Source organism: Enterococcus sp. DIV0175, from assembly GCF_050529075.1.
In the GTDB taxonomy this organism is placed as follows: Bacteria; Bacillota; Bacilli; order Lactobacillales; family Enterococcaceae; genus Enterococcus_B; species Enterococcus_B thailandicus.
In genome coordinates, this window is sequence record NZ_CP172880.1 from 1,093,355 (window position 1) to 1,118,708 (window position 25,354).

General features: G+C 37.2%; 17 protein-coding genes. 14 read left to right on the plus strand and 3 right to left on the minus strand.

Annotated elements, in window-relative coordinates; genetic code table 11:
• Positions 1-28 precede the first annotated feature (28 nt).
• Entirely contained in the window at positions 29-964 is a 936-nt protein-coding gene (gene whiA / locus IGJ76_RS05270) for a DNA-binding protein WhiA (protein ID WP_067484292.1), read from the plus strand.
• Positions 965-1,051: 87 nt separating this feature from the next.
• Here whiA and IGJ76_RS05275 read toward each other — a convergent pair whose 3' ends face one another.
• Positions 1,052-1,567: a DsbA family protein gene (locus tag IGJ76_RS05275; RefSeq protein ID WP_075491016.1), complete on the minus strand. Its 516-nt coding sequence runs from the start codon at positions 1,565-1,567 to the stop codon at positions 1,052-1,054.
• 204 nt (positions 1,568-1,771) lie between these two features.
• Between IGJ76_RS05275 and nifJ the strand changes: the two genes are divergently transcribed.
• The 4 genes from nifJ to glmM all read left to right on the plus strand — a co-directional run bounded on the left by nifJ (position 1,772) and on the right by glmM (position 9,093).
• Entirely contained in the window at positions 1,772-5,455 is a 3,684-nt protein-coding gene (nifJ, locus tag IGJ76_RS05280) for a pyruvate:ferredoxin (flavodoxin) oxidoreductase (protein ID WP_430596799.1), read from the plus strand.
• Positions 5,456-5,644: 189 nt separating this feature from the next.
• Complete coding sequence (gene cdaA, locus IGJ76_RS05285; RefSeq protein WP_067484300.1) at positions 5,645-6,532, plus strand: diadenylate cyclase CdaA; 888 nt, start codon at positions 5,645-5,647, stop codon at positions 6,530-6,532.
• Complete coding sequence (locus tag IGJ76_RS05290; protein WP_067484303.1) at positions 6,529-7,668, plus strand: CdaR family protein; 1,140 nt, start codon at positions 6,529-6,531, stop codon at positions 7,666-7,668. The genes cdaA and IGJ76_RS05290 overlap by 4 nt, the downstream gene beginning before the upstream one ends.
• A 69-nt stretch (positions 7,669-7,737) precedes the next feature.
• A complete protein-coding gene (gene glmM, locus IGJ76_RS05295) occupies positions 7,738-9,093 on the plus strand; it encodes a phosphoglucosamine mutase (protein ID WP_206897750.1) in 1,356 nt (451 codons plus the stop codon).
• Between the two features lie 186 nt (positions 9,094-9,279).
• Here glmM and glmS read toward each other — a convergent pair whose 3' ends face one another.
• A complete protein-coding gene (gene glmS, locus IGJ76_RS05300; RefSeq protein ID WP_270345665.1) occupies positions 9,280-11,088 on the minus strand; it encodes a glutamine--fructose-6-phosphate transaminase (isomerizing) in 1,809 nt (602 codons plus the stop codon).
• A 414-nt stretch (positions 11,089-11,502) separates the two neighbouring features.
• On the opposite strand from glmS, the gene IGJ76_RS05305 reads away from it, so the two are divergent.
• From IGJ76_RS05305 to yihA, 7 genes are all read left to right on the plus strand, one after another.
• Complete coding sequence (locus IGJ76_RS05305; protein WP_270344569.1) at positions 11,503-11,793, plus strand: hypothetical protein; 291 nt, start codon at positions 11,503-11,505, stop codon at positions 11,791-11,793.
• A gap of 23 nt (positions 11,794-11,816) precedes the next feature.
• On the plus strand, positions 11,817-12,845 hold the full coding sequence (sppA, locus tag IGJ76_RS05310) for a signal peptide peptidase SppA (protein ID WP_430596800.1): 1,029 nt from the start codon (positions 11,817-11,819) through the stop codon (positions 12,843-12,845).
• Position 12,846: 1 nt separating this feature from the next.
• Complete coding sequence (locus IGJ76_RS05315) at positions 12,847-13,527, plus strand: RDD family protein (protein ID WP_082294006.1); 681 nt, start codon at positions 12,847-12,849, stop codon at positions 13,525-13,527.
• A gap of 257 nt (positions 13,528-13,784) precedes the next feature.
• Positions 13,785-14,720: a hypothetical protein gene (locus tag IGJ76_RS05320; protein WP_067484316.1), complete on the plus strand. Its 936-nt coding sequence runs from the start codon at positions 13,785-13,787 to the stop codon at positions 14,718-14,720.
• 163 nt (positions 14,721-14,883) lie between these two features.
• A complete protein-coding gene (gene tig, locus IGJ76_RS05325) occupies positions 14,884-16,170 on the plus strand; it encodes a trigger factor (protein WP_067484318.1) in 1,287 nt (428 codons plus the stop codon).
• A 234-nt stretch (positions 16,171-16,404) separates the two neighbouring features.
• Entirely contained in the window at positions 16,405-17,655 is a 1,251-nt protein-coding gene (clpX, locus tag IGJ76_RS05330; protein WP_067484321.1) for an ATP-dependent Clp protease ATP-binding subunit ClpX, read from the plus strand.
• Between the two features lie 64 nt (positions 17,656-17,719).
• Positions 17,720-18,313 (plus strand): ribosome biogenesis GTP-binding protein YihA/YsxC, encoded by a 594-nt coding sequence (gene yihA, locus IGJ76_RS05335; RefSeq protein ID WP_067484324.1) that lies wholly within the window; start codon positions 17,720-17,722, stop codon positions 18,311-18,313.
• 210 nt (positions 18,314-18,523) lie between these two features.
• Here yihA and IGJ76_RS05340 read toward each other — a convergent pair whose 3' ends face one another.
• Complete coding sequence (locus IGJ76_RS05340) at positions 18,524-20,548, minus strand: urocanate hydratase (protein WP_067484328.1); 2,025 nt, start codon at positions 20,546-20,548, stop codon at positions 18,524-18,526.
• Positions 20,549-20,757: 209 nt separating this feature from the next.
• On the opposite strand from IGJ76_RS05340, the gene hutI reads away from it, so the two are divergent.
• A complete protein-coding gene (gene hutI / locus IGJ76_RS05345; protein WP_071868492.1) occupies positions 20,758-22,023 on the plus strand; it encodes an imidazolonepropionase in 1,266 nt (421 codons plus the stop codon).
• A gap of 185 nt (positions 22,024-22,208) precedes the next feature.
• Positions 22,209-25,250 carry an AAA family ATPase gene (locus IGJ76_RS05350; protein WP_430596801.1) on the plus strand — a complete coding sequence of 1,014 codons (3,042 nt, stop codon included), beginning with the start codon at positions 22,209-22,211 and terminating at the stop codon, positions 25,248-25,250.
• The last annotated feature ends 104 nt before the right edge of the window (positions 25,251-25,354 follow it).

Consider the following 25,354-nt stretch of genomic DNA (forward strand, 5'->3'; position numbering starts at 1 on the left):
GGATTGTGAAAGAAAGGAGGAGAATAGAATGTCATTTGCATCTGATGTAAAAAAAGAGTTGACTGGTTTGGAAGTTCATCGTGAACATGCAAAAGCAGAACTTGCTGCTTTGTTGCGAATGAACGGCTCTTTAGGCATTGTCAATCAGCAGTTCATTTTAAATGTTCAGACAGAAAATGCTGCGATTGCCCGACGTATCTATTCTCTTTTAAAAGATCATTATAATGTTCGAAGTGAGTTACTTGTTCGAAAAAAAATGAAATTAAAAAAGAATAATGTCTATATCGTTCGCTTGAAGCAGGGGACAAAAAACGTATTGATGGACTTAGATATTATGGATGGCTTGATGTTTAATGGTCATGTATCTGATGAAATCATGGGAAATGCACAGAAAATGCGTTCTTACTTACGTGGTGCATTTATGGCATCTGGATCTGTGAACAATCCAGAGACAAGTCGTTATCATTTGGAAATTTTTTCCATTTATGAACAACATAATCAAGACATTTGTGACATGCTGAATTACTATGGCTTGCATGCACGAACACTTGAAAGACGTAATGGCTATATTTCCTACTTAAAAGGAGCAGAAAAAATTGCTGACTTTTTAACGTTGATTGGTGCGACAAATTCGATGTTGCGTTTTGAAGATGTTCGTATCGTTCGTGACATGAGAAACTCGGTTAATCGTTTGGTTAATTGTGAAACGGCGAATTTAAATAAGACGATTGATGCGGCATCTAAACAGATTGAAAATATTGAATTCATTGAAGCAAGAGTTGGTTTACATGCTCTACCAGAAAAACTGCAAGAAATTGCTGAATTAAGGTTGCAACATCCAGAAGTCAGTTTGAAAGAATTAGGTGAGATGATTCCATCAGGAGCAATCTCAAAATCGGGCATCAATCATCGAATACGAAAGATCAATGATTTTGCTGAGAAGCTAAGAGAAGAAGCTGTGTGATTGACTCAATTAGCGCATTGATTGAGCGAATCACTGTTAATAAAAAAGGTGAACCAAGACGGAATTCGTTTTGGTTCACCTTTTTTATTAGTTGATTAAAGAAGTTAATTCGTCTAACGTGATGCTTTCGTCAAAAATAGTTTGATCGAGTATAATCGTTGGGACGAATTGAATATGCGCAGCATTTGCTTCGTCAATGATTGCTTTTGCCATTTCCATATCTGGTTGATAAGTCAATCCTAATTCTTGCGTTGCGTATTGCGCAACTTCTTCTAAAGAAAGTTCTTTCCATTGGTCTTGCATCTCAAAAATCTGTTTGATTTCTGCTAAAGCTTTTTTGCCGTCGTTAGCAGTAATGTGATGATGCATGACATTACCGCGTTGTAAACTTTCTTTTTCTTTATCAAAGAGTTTAATTAGACGATTGACTTTTCCTTCTTGTACAAATGAGTCAAGTGTCAAAAAAGATTCTTCAAACCATTTTTTACAATAAGGACAAGCAAGATTGAGAAACTCAATCGTTGTTTGTGGCGCTGCTGTATCTCCGTAGTAAATTCCTGTTGTTTCGTTTGTTTTTGTTGCATCAATGACTGAAATATCCATAGAAACACCTCCAAATACATTTTACCGATTCAAAATAAAAAAAGATAGCGTTTTGTTTTCGGAGGATTTCACAAAATATTTCTTATTAAAAGAGTGTTTTATGAAAGTATGTGAATAAATGCTCGAAATTTATTTTTATTCCCCTCAAGTTTACGGTATAATGAAGCAGATTACTCGAGAGAAACTGAACAAGGATGATGATAAATGCGAAAAATGAAAACCATGGATGGGAACACAGCCGCAGCATATATTTCCTATGCGTTTACCGAGTTAGCTGCTATCTATCCAATTACACCAAGTTCAACAATGGCAGAATTAGTCGATCAATGGTCGGCAGCAGGAAAGAAAAATATATTTGGTCAACCAGTTAAAGTTGTCGAAATGCAATCAGAAGCCGGCGCTGCTGGCGTGGTTCATGGCTCCTTAAAAACAGGTGCTTTGACGACTACTTATACAGCATCACAAGGATTGTTATTGATGATTCCAAACATGTACAAAATAGCAGGTGAATTATTGCCAAGCGTTTTTCATGTGGCAAGTCGAGCAGTGACAACTAATGCTTTAAATATTTTTGGCGATCATGGGGATGTCATGGCCGCTAGACAAACGGGATTTGCGATGCTATCAGAAAGTAGTGTCCAAGAAGTAATGGACTTAGCTCCAGTCGCACACTTAGCCTCGATTGAAGCAGAAATTCCTTTTATGAATTTTTTTGATGGCTTTCGAACGAGTCATGAAATTCAAAAAATCGAAGTGTTGGAATATGATGAATTAGCGCCATTGATTAATCAAGAAAAATTAGCAAAATTCCGTCAAAGGGCAATGAACCCGAATCATCCAACCGTTAGTGGAACGAATCAAAATCCTGATATCCATTTTCAACAAAGAGAAACGATTAACCAATATTATGATAAACTTCCAGAAATCGTTCAAAAATATATGCAAGAAATTAATCAGTTGAGAAATACTAATTATGATTTGGTTACGTATCATGGTGCAGAAGATGCAGAAGAAATCATTATTTCCATGGGATCTGTTGCACAGACGATTGAACAGACAGTCGAATATTTAAATAAAAATGGTCGTAAGGTTGGCTTTTTGAATATTCATTTATATCGACCATTCCCAGTTAAAAACTTGCTAGAAAAATTACCAAGTACGGTTAAATCAATTGCGGTTCTTGATCGAAGCAAAGAACCAGGAGCTGGTGGAGAACCATTACTATTAGACGTTCAAAGCGTAATGTATGACGCAGAAATACGTCCAACAATTATTGGTGGACGATATGGTTTGGGTTCAAAAGATGTTACGCCTGATCAAATCGTGACCGTCTTTGATGAATTAAAAAAAGAAAAAGCGCAAATGAAAACGCGCTTTACAATCGGAATTGTTGATGATGTTACGTATACTTCACTTGAAAAACGTGAGACACTTGATTTAACGAACCCAACAACTTATCAAGCAAAATTCTGGGGATTTGGCTCAGATGGAACAGTTGGTGCGAATAAATCTGCGATAAAAATCATTGGCGATCATACGAATAAGTATGCACAGGGGTATTTTCATTATGATTCAAAAAAATCAGGTGGCTTGACCGTCTCGCATCTTCGTTTTGGTGAAACGCCGATCCGTTCGACTTATCTAGTTGAACATGCTGATTTCATTGCATGCCATACGCCAGCTTACTTGCATAGTTATGATTTGGTTAAAGGATTGAAACCTGGCGGAACATTCCTATTGAATACAATCTGGAGCGATGAGCAACTTGAAACACATTTACCAACGAAATTAAAAAAATATTTAGCACAAAATGACATCCAGTTTTATACAATCAATGCAATGAAACTTGCACAAGAAGTAGGACTTGGTCGGCGAATCAATACAGCAATGGAAACGGCCTTTTTTAAATTAGCTAATATTATTGAGTTTGAAGAAGTCTTGCCAATTTTAAAAGAAGAAGCGCTGAAAAGTTATGGGCATAAATCAATGACGATCGTTGAAAAGAATACACAAGCTATTGATCGAACAGTGGAGCTTCTTCACAAAGTGGATGTTCCAGAAAGTTGGAAAACGCTTGAAGTACCGCAAAAAGCCGCTCGTAAACAGTCAAGTTATGTAGAAGAAATTCTCGTACCTGTGAACGCACAAGAGGGCAATGAATTGTCGGTGAGAACATTAGTAAGAAATGGAATGACAGCAGGCGAAATGCCTGTTGGGACAGGTGCTGTTGAAAAACGTGGTGTCGCGCTTGAGGTGCCTGAATGGATCAGTGACCGTTGCACGATGTGTAATGAATGTGCCTTTGTTTGCCCGCACGCAGCAATTCGCCCATTTTTGGCAGATGAAGAGGAGATGGAAGAAGCACCAGAAGGGTTCATCGTTCGTGAAATGCGAGGCGCTGATGGCCAGAAATACCGAATCCAAGTTTCTGTGGAAGATTGTACAGGCTGTGGACTATGTGTGGAAGCTTGTCCTGCAAAAGGAAAAGCGTTAGTAATGAAACCTTACGAAGAACAAAAAGAACAAGCAGTGAATTGGGCGTTTGCCATGACATTACGTCAAAAAGAAAACCCGGTTAAAGGAAAAAACACTGTGTTATCAACTCAGTTCAATCAACCATTATTAGAATTCTCAGGTGCTTGTTCTGGTTGCGGTGAAACACCTTATGTGAAATTATTGACTCAAATGTTTGGGGATCGAATGATGATTGCTAACGCAACTGGTTGTTCTTCCATTTGGGGAGGAGCATCACCTGCTTCACCATATACGACAAATGAATGTGGACAAGGCCCAGCTTGGTCAAATTCATTATTAGAAGATAATGCCGAGTTTGGCTATGGGATGTTACTGGCTGCACAAACAAGACGTGAAGCTTTAGCGAAGTCGATGAGTGGAGTGCTACCAAAAGTTTCTTCAGAATTACGTTTATTGATGGAAGATTGGTTGAATCATTTGTTTGATAGTGAAGGCACACAACAACGGGCAGCAAAACTTCAAGCCGCGATAGAAGCAGAACTTGAAGCTGTTCCAGAATTAGCAATGATTTATCGCGAAAAAGATTTATTTGTAAAAAATAGCCAATGGATGATTGGTGGCGATGGTTGGGCATACGATATTGGTTTTGGTGGTATCGATCATGTGATTGCCAGTGGCGCAGATGTCAACATTTTGGTTTTGGACAATGAAGTTTATTCCAACACCGGTGGACAAACATCGAAAGCAACACCAGCTTCAGCGATTGCTAAATTTGCTGCCAGTGGGAAATATGCAGCGAAAAAAGACTTAGGCAAAATGGCGATGACTTATAATCATGTTTACGTTGCGCAAATCGCGTCGGGTGCAAACCAAATGCAAACAATCAAAGCATTTGAAGAAGCCGAAAAATTCCCTGGTCCATCTCTGATTATTGCCTATACACCATGTATCACTCATGGCTTATTTGGTGGGATGAAAGAATCAATCAAGGAAGCAAAAGAAGCTGTATCTTCAGGTTATTGGTCACTGTATCGCTATAATCCGACTTTACTCGAAAAGGGAAAAAATCCAATGACATTGGACTATAAAAAGCCAGATTTTTCAACGATGGCAGAATTTATGCGTAAACAAGTTCGTTTTTCTTCATTAGAAAATACAAATCCGTTAATGGCTAAAGACCTATTTGAAAAAACTGTGCATGATGCAAAAAATCGCTTTTATAGTTATGCGTCGATGTCTGGTGAACTCGAAAAAATCAAAGCGAAGTTAGAACCTGAACCCGCTTCAAATACGCCTGAGAAAGAGCAAAAAGAGAAGCGTGTTAAAAAAGAAAGACCTGTTGATCTTGAAGCACAAGAACGACGAGCAAAACGACGTGAAGAACGTGCAAAACGTCGTAAAGAACAAGAATAATGAAAAGAAAGACTTGCTAATGACGCCTTGAAGGTGAAAATTTAGTAAGTCTTTTTTTGACGAAAAAAGAAATTGTAACTTTCTTGAAAAAATTGTGATTTTATCTGGAAAAACGAAGCAGAAAACTCTTTAAAGAATAAACATATGATATAATGGGAAAGAAATCTCAAAAGAGAAGAGAGGCTTTTTATGTCATTTCAAATCGGGGAACTTTTTAATTTGAATTATTGGCAGCAAATGCTTTCCGGTGATTTTTTATCGCTAAACTTTTTTGTGAACATACTTGATATTCTGGTTGTCTGGTACTTGGTGTACAAACTGATCCAGCTGCTAAGAGGAACGAAGGCCATTCAATTACTAAAAGGGGTTGCGATTTTTATCGTGATTCGAATTTTAGCAGAAATAATTGGACTTCATACGCTATCCTGGTTGATGAATCAAGTCATTACCTATGGTGTTATCGCAGCAGTTGTCATTTTCCAACCTGAAATTCGTCGCGGGTTGGAGCATCTTGGAAGAAGTTCACTATTTAAGCAAACGAAGAGTGAACAGCAAGAAGATGAAAAAATGATTTTGTCATTCGATAAAGCGATCCAATATATGTCCAAGCGAAAAATTGGTGCATTGGTCACAATCGAACGTCATACAGGATTAGATGAGTATATTGAAACTGGAATTGCGTTAGATGCAGATATTACGGGGGAATTACTGATTAATATCTTCATTCCAAATACGCCACTTCATGATGGGGCCGTTATTGTAAAAGACGGTAAAATTGCAGTGGCCAGCGCATATTTGCCTTTATCTGAAAGTATGTTGATCCCGAAAGAGTTTGGGACTCGTCACCGCGCAGCTGTCGGTATCAGTGAAGTCAGTGATGCGATTACGATCGTTGTCTCTGAAGAAACAGGAGATGTCAGTATCACTTTAGATAACGAATTGATTACTGGTCTATCTCAAGAAGAATATTTAGCAATCTTGCGTCGTGAATTGATTGCAGATGAAAAAACAAAGAACAGAAAAAATGTTCTTCAATCCTTCCTAGATGGCATGACTAAGGGAGGGGGTCGTAAATGATCTCAAAAGAAAAAAGGACCAGTATTTTCTATGGGTTTATTGCTTTAATGTTTAGTATCGTTTTGTATTTCAATGCAAACAATCAATCAACTCAAAGTGTCTTATCTGGTTCTGAATCGTATACACAAACTGTGAGTGATGTGCCAATTCAGTTATCTTATGATTCTGAAAAATATTATATTCATGGATTTGTAAGTACGGCAAAAGTGAAACTTACTAGCGCTAATCGTGTTCAGCTAAATGCGGAATCAAATATTGATACGCGAACGTTCCGTTTAAGTGCAGATTTAACTAAGTTGAGCGAAGGAACCCATGAAGTTTCACTAAGAGTCAGAAATCTTAGTAGTGCAGTGAATGCGAAAGTTGAACCAACCACAATCACGGTGACAATCGAAAAACGGGTGGAAAAAGATTTTGAAGTAACGACAATCTTGCCATCTGAAACGACACCATCTGGTTATCAATTAGACACTGTTTCAGAAACACCAAAAAAAGTGTCGATTACGACAGGTGATAAAACATTAGCGGAAATCAACCAAGTGGTTGCTGAAGTCAATGCGTCGGACGTGACAGATGATGGTATCAATAGTAATGTAGCTGTGCAAGCTTTAAATAGCGCGGGAGAAGCGTTGAGCATCATTGCTGATCCAGTGCATGTAAGAGTACAAGCAGATGCAATCAAACCGACAAAAACGGTTCGTCTTTATGGAACACAGCAAGGTGTTCGTGCAGATGGTGTGAAAAGCTATGACTTTAATTTTTCAAAACTGGAAGCAGAAGTAACGGGAACCAGTGAGTTATTGGAACAACTGGGAGATAGTATCATCGTTCCAATCGACGTGTCAGGGATTACACATCGTTTGACGAGAGAGTATGAGATTCCGGTCAGTGATGGGCTAAGTGTTTCACCGAAAAAAGTGAGTGTCGAAATCACACCGGTGTTAGAAGAGACGACCAACAGAAGTTCATCTTCACGTTCAGAAAGCAGTGCAGATCGTACGTCAACAACACAATCTGGAACGGATACAAGGAGAACGACAACACCATCAACTTCAAATTCGTCTTCAAGTTCAGATACACAAGCTACGAGTACTGAAGAATCGATAAACGAGACAGTTGATTCAACTCAAAACTAATGGATGAAACCGAACAATTGAATGGGAAAATTTCTTAGAAAATGAAGTTAAAGGAGCAAGTTAATCGTTATGGGTAAATATTTTGGAACGGACGGTGTCCGTGGAGAAGCAAATAAAGAGTTAACACCAGAATTAGCATTTAAATTAGGGCGTTATGGAGGCTATGTTTTAAGTCAACATGAAGTTGAAGGGAAACGTCCTCGAGTTTTAGTTGGTCGTGATACTCGTATTTCTGGCCAAATGCTTGAATCTGCATTAGTTGCAGGGTTGTTATCAGTAGGGATCGAAGTCTTTCAATTAGGCGTTATCTCAACACCAGGTGTAGCTTACTTGACTCGTTTACAAAAAGCGAGTGCTGGAGTAATGATTTCTGCATCGCACAATCCTGCACAAGATAATGGAATCAAATTCTTTGGAGCAGATGGATTCAAATTGGTGGATGACCAAGAATTAGAAATCGAAGCATTGCTTGATGCACCAACTGATGAGCTACCAAGACCTTCTGCTGAGGGATTAGGAACTGTCGAAGAATTTCCAGAAGGATTATTGAAGTATTCACAATTTTTAGTTCAAACAATCAATGGTGATTTGTCTGGGCTAACAGTTTGTGTTGATGCAGCAAATGGTGCAACAGCAACTTCTGTCAATCGTTTGTTTGCAGACTTGGAAACCGATTTCTACACAATGGGAACAAAACCAGATGGCTTGAATATCAACGATGGCGTTGGCTCAACACATCCAGAAAAATTAGCTGAGATGGTTGTTGAAAAAGGAGCAGATGTTGGTTTAGCTTTTGATGGCGATGGTGACCGAATCATTGCGGTTGATGAACTAGGAAATATTGTTGATGGTGATAAAATCATGTTTATCTGTGCAAAATACTTAGCAGAAAAAAATCGCTTGAAAAAAGATACAATCGTAACAACGGTTATGAGTAACTTAGGTTTCCACAAAGCGGTTGAAGGAATCGGTTTGAAAGATGTGATTACTCAAGTTGGCGATCGTTACGTAGTGGAAGAAATGCGTAAAAATGATTATAACTTTGGTGGGGAACAATCGGGTCACATGATTTTCCTAGATTTCAATACAACTGGTGATGGAATGTTATCTGGTATTCAATTGTTGAATATCATGAAACAAACAGGCAAAAAATTATCAGAACTTGCTAGTGAAGTAACGATTTATCCACAAAAATTAGTGAATATTCGTGTCAGCGATAAAAATGGAGCAATGGATGTTCCTGCAATCAAAGCAGTTATTGATGAAGCAGAAGCTGAAATGAATGGGGAAGGTCGTATCTTAGTTCGCCCTTCAGGAACAGAACCATTGTTACGTGTCATGGCAGAAGCACCAACGGATGAAAAAGTAAATTATTATGTTGATAAAATTGCTGCAGTCGTAAAAGCGGAAATTGGTATTGACTAATTAAATAAAGAGCTAAAGCGGATTTTTGCTTTGGCTCTTTTTCTTGCTAAACTCCTGCCCAAAAATAAAATTCCATGCGCAAAATGGTCTTTCGGTTTGTACATGTGTATTAAAAAGAAGTAGCCGTGAAAAATTCACGGCTACTTCTTTTTTGAATTGATTGGGGAAGACTAGAATTAGAATATTTTATTCAACGGTTACAGATTTTGCTAAGTTACGTGGCTTGTCAACGTCGAACCCGCGTAACAAAGTCGCATAGTAAGCAAGTAATTGAGTAGGGACAACAGTCGTTAATGGCGTGAAGAACGGATGAACGGTTGGTAAAACCAACTGATCATTTTCTTTTGCTAACGCTTCTGTTGAAATGACTAACGTGTTTGCACCACGGCTTTCAACTTCTTTTAAATTTCCGCGAGTGTGAGCACCAGTGATAGGATCACTAATAATCCCAATTACTGGGGTGCCTTCTTCGATTAAGGCAATCGTTCCGTGTTTTAATTCTCCGGCAGCAAAACCTTCTGCTTGGATGTAGCTGATTTCTTTTAATTTCAAAGCTGCCTCAAGAGAAACGTAATAGTCAGAGCCACGTCCAATATAAAAAGCGTTTCGCGTATCATTCAAGTAGGCAGTAGCTAGCTGTTCTAAATATTCTTTCTGAGTGATGATCGTTTCCATAGCAGTTGCTGCTAAACTTAGTTCATGGGCTACGTCAAAATCCAAAGAAAGCATGTTCTTGTTTTGATCGCCGACAGCTTTTGCTAATAATGTTAAAACAGCGATTTGAGCAGTATAAGCTTTCGTTGAAGCAACAGCAATTTCTGGCCCAGCATGTAATAAAACAGTGAAAGAAGCTTCTCTTGATAACGTAGATCCAGCTACATTCGTAATTGTTAATGAAGGAAGCCCAAGTTGATTGATTTTCACTAATACTTGTCGACTGTCAGCGGTCTCGCCACTTTGACTAAGAAAAATGAAAAATGGTTTTTTAGAAAGCAAAGGCATATGGTAACCAAATTCACTTGCTAAATGGACTTCAACCGGGATTCCTGTCAATGTTTCTAAAGCTTGTTTTCCAGCAAGACCTGCGTGGTAACTGGTACCACAAGCAACGATATAAATGCGGTCACTGACCGCGAGTGTTGTTACTAATTCTTGATCAAGTGCAATCTGATTCTCAGCTGTTACATAAGTTTGCGCAATTTTACGCATGATGATTGGCTGTTCATCAATTTCTTTGAGCATGTAATAAGGATAGGTTCCTTTTTCGATGTCAGAAGCGTCAACTTGTGCTTCAAAAGACTCACGAGTGATGACATCTCCTTGAAAATTTTGAATGGTTACGTCATCTGCCGTGATGAGAACCATTTCTTGGTCTTCGATTTCAACAAACGTTTTTGTTTGGGCTAGCATTGCCATTGCATCACTGGCAATCACGTTAAAGCCGTTGCCTAACCCAATCAATAGAGGGCTTTTATTTTTGGCAACATAGATGACATCAGGAGTTGTGCGATCCACTAAACCAAACGCATAAGAACCTTTTGTTAGCTGAAGTGTCTTTAAGAAGGCTTCTTTAGTGGACAATCCATTATTAGCAAATACTTCAATTAAATGTGCAATGATTTCTGTATCTGTTTCGCCAATCAATGTATGGTCAGCTAAATAAGTTTCTTTTAGTTCTTCAAAATTTTCGATCACACCATTGTGAACTAAAACAAAACGACCACTTTGTGATGTATGGGGATGGGCGTTTTTCTCTGAAGGTATTCCATGAGTTGCCCAACGTGTATGACCAATGCCAATTGTTCCAACAACTTCTGGCGTTAAGCGATCCTTTAAATTTTGGATTCGTCCTTGTGACTTAATCAAATAATTAGTAGAGTCATTTGCAACAAAAATACCGGCGGAGTCATAGCCGCGATATTCTAACTTTTCTAATCCGTTTACTAATCCAGGAGTTACATTTTCTAATCCAATCATTCCAACAATTCCGCACATAAAAAAACATCCTACTTTCTTCAATAAATTTGTCTGATGTTTCCAACTGCATGAGTATGTTTTTGTTCGATTCTCACAAATCGTTTTTTTCATACTCTGTAGAGTGCAGCTCCCTAGGGTCACCCGCCGAAACTTTCGATAAACCCTTTCCTCGTCATCTGGTTACCCAGATCTGGCGCTATCCTTAATGGTCTACTATTCTCCTTTTTCAAAAAAGTTTTGGAAACATTTAAAATAATAACTTTTATTGGGCATATTTGTCAATAAAAATCTTTTTTTGTTAAATTGGTATATATCTAAAATGTATTTTTGGAGAAGGAACTGCCAGAATTTTATCGAAAATTGACTATCATCTTTTCCAGTAGTTCGGTACAATGGAAACAATCATAAATGTCTAAATTGTAGGAGGAAAAGATGGAAGCCAAAATAGAAATTCTTACGTTGGGTGAGTTAAAAAAACAACTGAAGGCACTAGAAGAGATGCCGGATGTAACAGATGAAACAAAAATTTTCTTGGATACTGGTTGGGACAGTATCCAAGAGCTAGCGCCAGATGCGGTAGCTGTAGCAAAAGCACAAAAGTTTGTTGTTCATGATGAGTTGACGAATGAAGCATTTGCGGGTTACGCATTAGAAGAAAAAGCGGAAAAAATGAATGCAGAAGAAGCAACAGAAACAGTAATCGTAATTAAAAATCTATATTAAACTTGTAAAGTAAGGAGAAAAAGATGAATAAAAAAAGATGGATTGCTGTGGCAATTGCTACAGGGTTGTTAGTGGTATCAATGGTAGCTTCAGGTATGACACGACCTGTAAGTGATGAAATCCAGTTAGATAGTTTTAATCGATTACTATATGGAGAAGATGAGTTGTCAGCAAACGTCCTTGAACCGGGTGATGAATCAGAGCAAATCGTTAAATTAACTGTTGATGGAACGATTCAAGGTGGTGGCTCTTCCGGTATTTTCGCGTCAGAAGGCTACGACCATGCCAGTTTTATGAAACAGTTAAAAGAAATTGAAGAAGATGATACGGTTAAAGGCGTTTTCTTAGAAGTGAATTCTCCAGGAGGAGGCGTTTACGAAAGTGCAGAAATTGCGAAAGAACTAAAGAAAATCCAAACCGAACGCAAAATTCCTTTATATGTTAGCATGACAAGCATGGCCGCAAGTGGTGGATACTATATTTCAGCTAATGCAGATAAAATTTATGCGACAGAAGAAACAATTACTGGATCAATCGGTGTAATCATGTCTGGTTTAAACTATTCAGGTTTATTAGAAAAACTTGGTGTAGAAGACACGACAGTCAAAAGTGGTGCGCTAAAAGATATGGGATCAAGCACTCGTCCGGAAACAGCAGAGGATCAAGCTATCTTACAAGCCTACATTGATAGTGCTTATGGTCGATTTGTTTCGGTAGTCAGCGAAGGACGCGACATGCCAGAAGCAGAAGTGAAAAAAATCGCTGATGGTCGAATTTATGACGGCGTGCAAGCGAAGGAAAATGGTCTGGTTGACGAATTAGCATTTCCAGATGAAGCACTAGCAGCAATGAGAAAAGACCAGAAACTAGAAAATGCACAGTTGATCGAATATAGCACTTCTGGCACTGGGTTTGCGAATACTTGGTTTGGCTCGAAGTTTGCAGAATTCCAAGGAATCAAGGTTTCTGAAACAAGCCAAATTTTATCCGTTTTAGAAAACCTTGGTACGGCAGAATCTCCTAAAGCGATGTATTACTACGGAGGTGAATAAGATGGCAGAAACTCCGGAAAAACAACCGACAAATGAACAACCAGCTACAGCAAATGAATCAAAAATAAATCCACAACCAGCTGTTGGACCAGATAAAGGATTTTCTCAAAAGGTACTGAACTCTTTTCGTAAAGAAGAATTGACAGAAGAACAAATCAAAGAAAAACAAGCTGAATGGCAACAATATACAGAGACTCCTACAGAGAAGAAAGAACTGAATGACTTTCCAACGTATTTTTACGCTGGATTTTGGATTCGTTTCTTTGCCTTTTTAATTGATTTGCTCTGTATTGGTGCAATCACACGCTTAACTCTTGGAGTGGCAAGTAATTTCGGGTGGTTGTCAATCAATGATTCCTACCTAAGTGTGTATGGCTTGTTAGGATTAGTCATTTATTTAAGCTACTTTGTTTTATTGACAAAATTAAATCATGGTCAGACCTTAGGAAAAATGATTTTCGGCATTCGGGTCATCAGCTTTGATGAAAGGAAATTGAGTTGGTCAACTGTTCTCGTACGTGAAGCGGCTTGCCGATTTATTTTGAAGTTTCCTTTATTGTTTATTGGCTATATTCCAACAATATTTAGTCAGAAAAAACAGCATTTGGGTGACTACTTCTCAAATACCAGTGTTGTAACAGTTAATTTGATCAAAGCGTTTAATCAAGAAATAAATGCTTAATTTCTAAAATTTGTTATTTTGATTGAAAATCGTACGAACGAAGCGAGGCTGGAACAAAAAGATGTTCCAGCCTCTTTTTTTGATTAGTGGCTATGATTAAACGGTGAGATAAAAGCAATATTTTTGAAAATTTAAGCAAAAGCCGTCAAAAAAGCAAAAAAATTTTTTTCAAAAATTCTTTCTTTCATGACGATTATGATTTTGATTGTCACGCTTTTTTTGTTTTGTTAAAATGGAAAAGGGTTAGGAGGAGTGACATGGTTGGACCAGTTGATTTTCCAGAAAAATATGAAAATTTAATGCGTGTCGCTCAACAAGCGCTTGCGCAACAGAATTTGGGAAAAGCAAAAGAATTATTTACCCGTGCGTATGAATTAAAGCAAACGTTTGAAGCAAACAGCTTACTCGTTTATTGTTTGTATGAGCTTGATGAAAAACAAGAAGCTTTGAGTCAAGCAGTGATCCATGAAACAGAATATCTGAAACAAGAAGAATTTGCCACTTTCTATTTTGACTTACTCATTGGTGCAAAAGATTGGCTATATGCACGTAAACTAATTGCAGCGACTAACTTTTCAGAGCACTTTGAGCATGCAATGATTGAAAAAATCCAGCAAGCAGAAAATTTTTCAGGACAATTAGCGAGGCAAAAAATACGTCAGACGCATCAAAAATTAGCCAATATCGCTGAACTGTCGCCAACGCAACAATTAACATTGATTAGTGAACTTGAGCAGTTACCCTATCATGAATTTATTCAAGCAACGAAAAAAATATTGATTCGTACAGATATCCATTTATTTGTGCGTGCAAAACTTTTAGAGCTTCTCGTACAAGTTGGAGAAAGCAAACCAGTAGCTTTTTTAACAATCGATGAGCAACTGATTGAAGTCGTGCCACAAGGGTTACCAAAACCAGCCGAGCAAAAAAGTTATCGCTGTTTAAGTAAGTTAGCACAAGCTTATGAAAATCAAGACGCATTGTTGAGTGCGGGATTAAAGGAAGAATTCATGATGCAGGCGGCAATCACGTACCCAATCTTTGACACTTATATTGGCGAAGCTACGCAATGGTTTGAGGAAACGATTAAAGTGTATCAAGGAACGACAGAAATGGGTTTCACTGAAGTGGAAGAAGAAAAGTTTTTAGCCAAACGAGAAAAAATCTTGTATTTGATGCAACAATTTCTTTGAACAGGAATGAAAAATCGTCAAAAAAAAGAAAAAAAACTAGTAAAAATCAAGGATTCAGACTATTCAATATGTTTACAATTTTAAAGCGTTAGTGTACTATTTAATGGTATGCATGAAACGCTTTTGATGTATAAAATGAATTTCAAAACTCGGAGGGAAATAAATGACTGCAACATTTGAAAAAAAAGGCACAAATGATGGTGTTTTAACATTTACGATTGCGCAACCAGAAATCCAAAAAGGACTAACAGCTGCGTTTAATAAAGTTAAAGGAAACTTAAACGTACCTGGTTTCCGTAAAGGAAAAGTTTCTCGTCAAGTCTTCAACCGTATGTACGGAGAAGAAGCTTTGTATGAAGATGCATTGAACGCTGTATTACCAGAAGCTTATGAAGCTGCTGTAAAAGAAGCTGGAATTGATCCAGTATCTCAACCAAAAATCGACGTTGAAAGCATGGAAAAAGGCCAAGACTGGACAATCACTGCTGAAGTAACTGTGAAACCAGAAGTTAAATTAGGTCAATACAAAGATTTAGTTGTTGAAAAACAAGACCGTGAAGTAACGGATGCTGATGTTGATGCACGTCTTAAACAAGAACAAGATGCACAAGCAGAATTAGTTATCCAAGAAGATGAAGCTGCAAAAGACGGCGACACTGTCGTAATCGATTTCGAAGGATTCGTTGGTGACGAAGCATTTGAAGGCGGAAAAGGTGAAAACTACTCACTTGAATTAGGTTCTGGTTCATTTATCCCAGGATTCGAAGAACAATTAGTAGGTCATAAATCAGGCGACAGCTTAGATGTAAACGTGACTTTCCCTGCTGAATACCAAGCAGAAGACTTAGCTGGTAAAGATGCAACATTCAAAGTAACTGTTCACGAAGTAAAATCAAAAGAAGTTCCTGAACTAGACGATGAATTTGCAAAAGATGTTGATGATGAAGTGTCAACATTAGCAGAATTAAAAGAAAAAATTCGTAAAGAATTAACAGAAGCAAAAGAAAAAGCTGCTGAAGACGCAAAAGACGAAGCTGCTATTCGTTTAGCTGTTGATAACGCTGAAATCGTTGAATTACCACACGTAATGGTTCACGACGAAGTTCACCGTTCAATGGATGAATTCTTAAACAACATGCAACGTCAAGGAATCTCTCCTGAAATGTACTACCAATTGACTGGTTCTACAGAAGAAGACTTGCATAAACAATTTGAAGGCGAAGCTGACTTGCGTACAAGAACAAACCTTGTGATCGAAGCAATCGCTGCTGCTGAAAACTTAGATGCAACAGAAGAAGAAATCACTGCAGAAATCAACGAATTGGCTGAATCTTACAATATGCCAATCGAACAAATCAAACGCGTGTTGACTGAAGATATGTTAAGTCATGATGTAACAATGAAAAAAGCAATTGATTTGATTACTGGAACTGCAACAGAAGCTAAGTAATAACTAAAGATGAAACAGATTTGATCCATCGGTCAAAAATGTGAAAATTTACTGGAAAGGCTGGGACTTGATTTAGTTTTTTAAATTATGTCCCAGCTTTCCTTTTTTTAATAAAAGCTACAAAAAGGCTGATTTTCAGTGCTTTTGCTTTTTTTTGTTTTATGTTATGATAATTGAAGACTGCAAAGTCGCTGATAGTTTCTTGCATTTTTTGCAAGCTAAGGGGTGAAGACCATGTATGATAATCCAAGTGGTAATGAGACCGTGCGTTGTTCTTTTTGCGGCAAGACCCAAGAAGAAGTAAAAAAAATCGTAGCAGGTCCTGGGGTCTACATCTGTAATGAATGTATCGACCTATGTAAAGAAATAATTGACGAAGAATTTTATGAAGAAGCAGTACGTGAATTCACTGAAGTACCTAAACCTCAAGAAATTCTTGATGTCTTAAATGATTATGTGATTGGGCAAGATCGCGCAAAACGATCATTAGCAGTTGCGGTTTATAATCACTATAAACGTGTCAATCAACAAGCAAGCGATACTTCAGAAGATGTAGAACTACAGAAAAGTAATATTTGTTTAATTGGTCCAACGGGTTCTGGTAAAACGTTCCTTGCACAAACATTAGCTAAAACATTGAATGTGCCATTTGCTATCGCAGATGCAACCAGTTTAACAGAAGCTGGTTATGTTGGAGAAGATGTTGAAAACATTTTATTAAAACTATTACAATCGGCTGATTACAATGTTGAACGTGCTGAAAAGGGAATCATTTACATCGATGAAATTGATAAAATTGCGCGTAAAAGCGAGAATGTTTCGATTACTCGTGATGTATCTGGTGAAGGCGTACAACAAGCCTTGTTGAAAATTTTGGAAGGGACAGTTGCGAGTGTGCCACCTCAAGGAGGACGTAAACATCCGCATCAAGAATTTATCCAAATCGACACGACGAATGTCTTATTTATCGTCGGCGGTGCGTTTGATGGAATCGAAACGATTGTGAAAAACCGAATGGGCGAAAAAACAATTGGTTTTGGTACTAATAATCAAAAAATCTCTGATGAAGAAAGTGTGATGCAACACATTATTCCAGAAGATTTATTGAAATTTGGATTGATTCCAGAATTTATTGGTCGTTTACCTGTAATGGCAGCGTTAGAAAAATTAACAACGTCTGATTTAGTTCGTATTTTGACAGAACCTAAGAATGCGTTAGTTAAACAATACCAAAAACTTCTTTCTTTAGATGATACTGAACTAGAATTCGAACCAGAAGCACTACAAGCAATTGCTAACAAAGCAATTGAACGTAATACTGGTGCTCGTGGCTTGCGTTCAATCATTGAGGAAATCATGATGGATGTAATGTTTGACATTCCTTCAGACGAAAACATCGAGAAAGTGATTATCACCAAAGAAGCAGCTGAATTGACGGGCAAACCGACAATTATTTATAAAGATACAGAGAAAAAAGCTGGATAATGCGAAAGAGGTTGGGACATAACTTTCAAGCTATGTCTCAGCCTTTTTTTAAAGGAGAGAAATTATGAAAGTTCATCAAGCTGATATCGTAATCAGCGCGGTTGCTCCGAAACAATATCCTGAAACGCAATTACCAGAAATTGCGCTAGCAGGACGATCAAATGTTGGAAAATCTTCATTTATCAACACACTGATTGATCGAAAAAACTTAGCTAGAACTTCAGGTAAGCCGGGGAAGACCCAAACGTTAAATTTTTATTTGATTGAAAATGCGTTACACTTTGTTGATGTACCTGGATATGGTTATGCGAAAGTTTCGAAAACGGAACGTGCGAAATGGGGAAAAATGATTGAGACCTATTTAACGACACGTGAACAATTGCGAGCAGTTGTGTCCTTAGTCGATGTTCGACATAAACCATCACAAGAAGATATTCAAATGTACCAATTTCTAAAGTATTATGATATTCCTGTAATTGTAGTGGCAACTAAAGCCGACAAAATTCCAAGAGGAAAGTGGAACAAGCATGAGAGCGAAATCAAAAAGGCGCTGGATTTTGATCATAATGATCAATTTATTTTGTTCTCTTCCGTAACGAAAAAAGGAAAAGATGAAGCTTGGAAAGCAATTGAAGATGCAATTGACTATCAAGCATAAAAAAGAAAAACCTGTGACATCAGTGGATTAGTCAGGTTACTTCGTGTCATAATTGCACCAAAAATAATTGATAAAAAGATAAGCCGACGATTGCAAAGCAACTGCAATCGTCTTTTTTTAAATTGAATTTAGCAAAAAAGGCATTTGGGAATTTAATTTTCTCCCAGATGCCTTTTTGATAGAGTTTATTTTTAGTATTAGAGAGTGAACTTAACGAAACAGTTCGGCTACTGCATTTGCTACTTTTGTTTCTTCGGAAAGGTAAGGAATAGTGATATGATCTTGACCTGCATTCATCTTGTTGTATTCAATGGAGGTTTCGATTGCATGCTCGTTTCTTGCCCAGCTACGGCGTGCAACTCCGCCCATTGTGTCCCAAGAAATCGCAGATTTGATGATTTCATCTGTTTCTTTTGACCCATCTAAAACTAAACCAAATCCGCCATTAATTGATTTTCCAATACCTACACCGCCGCCGTTATGCAAAGCAATCAGCGTCATACCTCGTGCTGCATTCCCAGCAAAACATTGAGTTGCCATATCTGCACAAACATTACTGCCGTCCTTGATATTTGAAGTTTCTCTAAATGGGGAGTCTGTTCCCGACACATCATGATGGTCCCGACCAAGCATTACTGGGCCTATTTTTCCCTCTCGTACCATTTCGTTAAATTTTAAAGCGATATTTACTCGTCCCATACAATCTTGATAGAGAATTCGCGCTTGTGTGCCTACTACTAATTGATTTTCTTCTGCATCACGAATCCAGTTGTAGTTATCACGATCTTGGTAGCGACGATTTGGGTCAATAACTTCCATTGCTGCCTGATCTGTAGCAACCAAGTCTTCATGGTTTCCGCTTAAACATACCCAACGGAAAGGACCATAACCATAGTCAAAGAGCATAGGACCCATGATATCCTCCACGTAAGACGGCCAAATAAATCCGTCTTTATCATCGATTCCATTTTTGGAGATTTCTTTAATGCCAGAGTCGTAAATAGCTTTCATAAAGGAATTTCCATAGTCAAAGAAATAGGTTCCTTTTGCTACTAAAGATTTGATTACATTATAATGACGGGCAAGTGTTTCATCGACAAGCTGATGGAATCGTGCTTTATCTGAACCTAATAATTCTGTTCGTTCTTCAAATGAAATTCCGGCAGGGCAATAGCCACCTTCATACACGTTATGACAAGAAGTCTGATCTGATAATAAATGGATAGTAATATTTTCTTTATCAATGTATTCAAGTAAATCAACAATATTTCCATGATAAGCAATAGAGGTTTTCTCTTTTTTGTCCAGGTATTCTTTTGCAATACGCATCGCTTGTTCTGGTGTCTCAGCTAAATTACTGATCCAACCTTGTTCTAAGCGTGTGTCGATTCGAGACCGATCTACTTCAGCAATAATGGCAACAGCATTGGCAATTTCTCCGGCTTTTCCTTGTGCACCACTCATGCCACCTAATCCAGAAGAAATAAATAATTTTCCAGCTAAATCTCCATTATCTGGAATGCCTAATTTTAATCGACCAGCATTCAAAAGTGTATTAAAGGTTCCATGAACAATCCCTTGAGGTCCAATGTACATCCAACCGCCAGCAGTCATTTGTCCGTAATTTGTCACACCCATTTCTTCAGCAATTTCCCAATCATCGATGTTATCATATTCTCCAACCAAAAGACCGTTGGTAATGATTACACGAGGTGCATCTTTTTTTGATTTGAATAATCCAAGAGGATGTCCTGATTCTAAGACTAGCGTTTGTTCATCTGTCAGAACTTCTAAGTATTTTTTGATTAGCTGATACTGCATCCAGTTTGAACATACTTGGCCTGTTTCACCATAAGTAACTAATTCATAAGGATAGAGTGCAACTTCAAAATCAAGGTTGTTATCAATCATTACTTGCATTGCTTTTGCTGCAATGCAGTTTCCTTTGTACTCTTCAATTGGTTTTCCATAGATTCTTTCTTTTGGATACCATCGATAACCATAGATTCTTCCACGAGTTCGTAATTCTTCTAGAAACTCGGGAATCACAATATCATGATATTTAGGATGAACATAACGTAATGCATTTTTTAAAGCAAGAATCGTCTGATCTTTACTTAAGCGAAAACCACGATCTGGCGCACGACGAATTCCTTCCTGAAAGACTGTTTTTTCTGGTAAAACATCATCTAACTTGATGGTCATTGATGCTTCAACTTCTGTTAACTCTACCATTTATTTTTCCTCCCTAACAAAATACTTGAAATTTAGAGAAACTGTGATTTGATGACTGCATCTTTAGTATAAATAAGAAAGTCAATAAACAGTCTATCTCTTTACTTAAATTCTATTATATAATATAGTTAAGCGCTTTCAATGTTTTGACATAAATTTGACAGTATTTAATAAAATATAAGGTGCAAGAAAAAAAGGAGTGAATAGAAATGAAAGCAGATAAACTTCTAATTAATTTTAGCCAAATTTTTTGTCCGATTGATAAAGGTCATCCTTTACGAGGAGCAGAAATGAGTGAGGCAACGATTATTGAAGACGGATATATAGCGATTAAGGACGGGAAAATACTCGAAGTGAAAGCAGGAAGTCCTCGTGAAGAATTAATGGGAAAAGAGACCGAAGTCATTGACTGCTATAAGAAACTAGCTACGCCAGGGCTAATTGATTGTCACACTCACTTAGTTTATGGTGGAAGTAGAGAAAACGAATTTTCAAAAAAACTAAATGGTGTCCCTTACCTTGACATACTTGCAGCAGGTGGGGGGATTCTTAGCACAGTAAATTCAACGCGAGCAGCTTCGTTCGATGAATTATATCAAAAGTCTACTCGTCTATTAGATGAAATGATTATTCATGGGGTCACGACGGTAGAAGCAAAGAGTGGATATGGGTTAGATTGGGAAACTGAAAAACGTCAATTAAACGTGGTAAAAGAATTAGAAACTGACCATGATATTGACCTGGTTTCAACCTTTATGGGTGCACACGCTATTCCACCTGAGTTTAAAGGGCAAGCAGATGAATTCATCGATTTACTGATCGAAGAAATGTTACCGAAAGTCAAAGAAGAATCACTGGCTGAGTTTTGTGATATCTTTTGCGAAAAAAATGTGTTTACAGCGGAACAATCTTATCGTTTACTTAGTGCTGCCAAGAAGATGGGCTTTAAGCTAAGAATACATGCTGATGAGATTGCATCAATTGGAGGTTCTAAAGTAGCTGCAGATTTGCATACGGTAAGCGCAGAACATTTAATGGTCATTACAGATGAAGACATCGATCGTTTGAGCGAAGCACAGGTAATTGGAAATCTGTTACCTGGAACGACCTTTAGCCTGATGGAGGATACTTATGCGCCCGCTAAAAAGATGATTGAACGCGGCATGGCAATTACATTAACAACTGATAGTAATCCAGGAAGCTGTCCAACCGCAAACTTACAATTCATTATGCAATTAGGCTGTTTTCAGTTAAAACTAACACCGATTCAAGTATTCAATGCTGTCACGATTAATGCGGCATACTCCGTTTGCAGAAATGAAAAAATTGGTAGCTTTGATACAGGAAAACAGGCAGATATCGCGGTGTTTGATGCGCCAAACATTGATTTTCCAATGTACTTCTTTGCAACTAATCTGGTTAGTCAAGTATATAAAAATGGGGAGTTAGTGGTCAACGAACGCCAAAGAGTCTGATTAATTTCATACTAAGCTGATTTGTATACGAAAGGAGGCACCTGTAATCTTAGGTGAAATTCCTTTCGTGTTTTATGTAATCTCTTTATTTGAACGAGAAAGTAAAATAATAGCAAAAAATCAATGTACATTTTTGTCTATGTTTTTGAGAACGAGTCATAGAATAAAAGAGAGAAGGTGAATACATGGGGAAGCGATTACGCTGTGAATTATTTGGTAATCCTAAAATTTATTTAAATGATGAACCCGTCTTTTTTGCATTTTCAAAAATCAACGCACTTATTTATTATTTAGCCCTTAATGGTTCAGTTAGTAGGGATGAAATTGCGGGAGTTTTGTGGTCTAATAAATCAGAAAAAAGTGCAAAAAAAAATCTTCGAAACACAATCTATCAGGCGAACAAAGAATTAGAAGAGGAGTTTATTGTTTCTCCAAATAAAGCAATTCTGCAATTGAATGATGCTTTGGTACAACCAAGTGATGTCGATCGTTTTTTACAAGATCCAGTAAATCACTTAGATGAATATCATGATGAGTTTTTAAAAGGTTTTTTCTTAAAAGATTCAGATGAATTTGATTTATGGGTGACAAAAATGCGCAATTATTTTGAACAAAAATTCATTCAAAGTTGCTATCAAAAAGTCGCCACAGATATTGAAAATAACCAGTTGATCGATGTAGAGAAAAACATTCGACGATTAATTGCAATTGATGAGTATGATGAGCGAAATTATCAAATGTTGATGAAATTTTATCAGGATAGTCACAGAAATGGAAAAGTTATTGAGACTTATTATGACCTTTCCAGTATATTGGATGAAGAATTAGGAATTAAACCAAGTGAAGAAACACGAGCAATCTATGAAAAAACGTTAGCCATTGTTAAAAGAAAAAAAGAACAGAAAAAAGTCAAAAATTACCGTTTTTTTGGTAGAACAGCGGAAGTGGAAGTGCTGGAAGCAAATCTTGACTGTTTTTTTCATAAGCAGCCATTTCAATCAATCATTGTTCAAGGAGATGATGGTATTGGAAAGACGGCTTTGTGTCAGCTTGTTTTGAGCAATACGGCACCAAAAATCTTGATTAAGGTGACTTGTTATCAAGCAGAACAGAGTTTTACATTAAGAGTGTGGCGGGAGATTATCAATCAGATTGATCAAATTGTACTAGATGAAAAAATAGTAAAAGAAGAAACCTGGCGTGCTATGTGCTATCGATTTTTTCCTAGTTTTATTGACAACCAGAGTGCAAAATTTGAAGAATCAGTGGATGATTCAGATATTAATTACCTCTCTCAGTTTTTGCTTGTTATCCTTAAAAAAATTGCCAAGCTTCATTCTGTGGTCTTTTTAATAGAAAATTTACAGTGGATAGATGAGCGAAGTCTGCAACTATTAACAAGTGTGTTACTACACAATGAAGATTGTATGTTTCTTCTAACCTTGCGGACAGATCATCACAAACGAATTACTGATTTTATCAATGCTGTTAGTCATTATGATAAACTCACACAAATTTTATTAGAGCCTTTCCCTAGAGAAGCAGTCAAAGCCTTTGTTGAAAAGCAAATACCAGATCAAAAATTTAGTTATGATTTTTATGACAGGCTCTATAACGAATCAGAAGGAAATCCACTTTTTTTAATGGAATACGTTCGACAGCTTAGAATAGGGACAAAAATTTCGTATATTACGCCAAAAATTCAAGAAGAACTTGAATTTTCACTGACACAGCTCTCAACATTTGATGAAGAGGTGTTAGAAATTGTTTCCTATTTTCGAGAGTTAGCGGAGCTATCGATGCTAGCGACTATTTTACGAACCAATCATGAGCAACTTGCGCAGGCGATTGAAAATTTACAACAGCGAAATTTATTGATTGAACGAGTATTTTCTGGAAAAATCAGTGTTTGTTTCAAGCAAAAAAAATTACAAGAATATATTTACTCAAAACAATCAACAACAAAGCTTCGTGTCATTCACGAACAAATTGCTTCCTTATTTGAACAACAATGGAAGTTGACAAATGACAACGAGCTATTAGCATTGATTGCGTATCATTATAAGTATGCCAATCAAGAATTGAAATCTCTTGATTATGAATTATCGAAATTGGAGTTGTCTTTGAAGTTTCAACATGAACTTTTTCCTATCTATAATGAACGAAGCGAAATAGCGATTGAACTTCAGCCAATTGAATGGCAAAAAGAATTTGAAAAATTTGAGCAAATTGGAGAGCAACTTAAAAAGAATGAAGAGTTATATGGTGAACAAGAGGATTATCAACTATTGTTAATGAAATATTTATATCTTGAGGGGCGTTACTTTATTAATCGTGGGAATTATATTCGGGGAATAGAAAACATTCAGCGGGTGATTGTAAAAGCAAGGGAATATCACAATGATTGCTATCTGGTGAAAGCTTATCGACAAATGATCTATTATTTTATCCAGACAGATAATGCAAGTGAGATGGCACAATATATAGAATTAGCGATGTCTATTTCCATCAGGACAAATGACCATGAATCAATCGGGATTTTATTGCGTTTAAAAGGCTTATATAACTTAATGGTGGGTGAACTAGAAGTTGCTGAACGATTGTTTCATGAATCCATTACAATTTTTACTATTTCTGATGAAGTCAGAGAAAAATATGCGAGCAATATCGCTGCATCCTATGATTATCTAGCAGAAATTGAACGTTTGCGGAAAAATTACCAGCGGGCTATTTCTTATCAGAAAAAAGCCATTGTTTTGTGTGAGGAAACAAACCTAGTTACCAGTTTGGTCATTTTTTATGTAGATATGGGTATTTCAGCTTTTGCTGCACAAGACTATAAAGAGGCCAGACTCTATTTGCAACGGTCAAATGAAATGTATGTCAATCTAACTTCTCCTTGGAAAAGGACACAACTCAGTGTCTATCTTGCACTAATTGATTTGTTAGAAGGTGAGTATCATGCAGTTTTTGAAGCTCTCCTACGATTTAATGAAATTCAAACGCAAATGACTAATCCGAGAGACTTGGGCATCTTATATTTTTATCAAGCAATCGTCAAGCATTTGTTAAATACACAGGTGATGGTGGAGCCGAATCTAAGTAAGTTACTTGAGAGAGAAGAAACGTATTATTACGAAAAAGCAGTCGAAAACCTTAGTCCTTATCGAGATCAATATGAGTTACATTATTTACGAGAAGTTGTTTTTGATAAGATATCGTCCTAATCAAAAATGAAGAGGGCAGCACTTCCTATACGAATGCTAAGTTAAGCCCAAACAAAAAAGAGCCGAGGAACGCAGAGGTACTCCTTGGCTTTTTTCTTTATTCA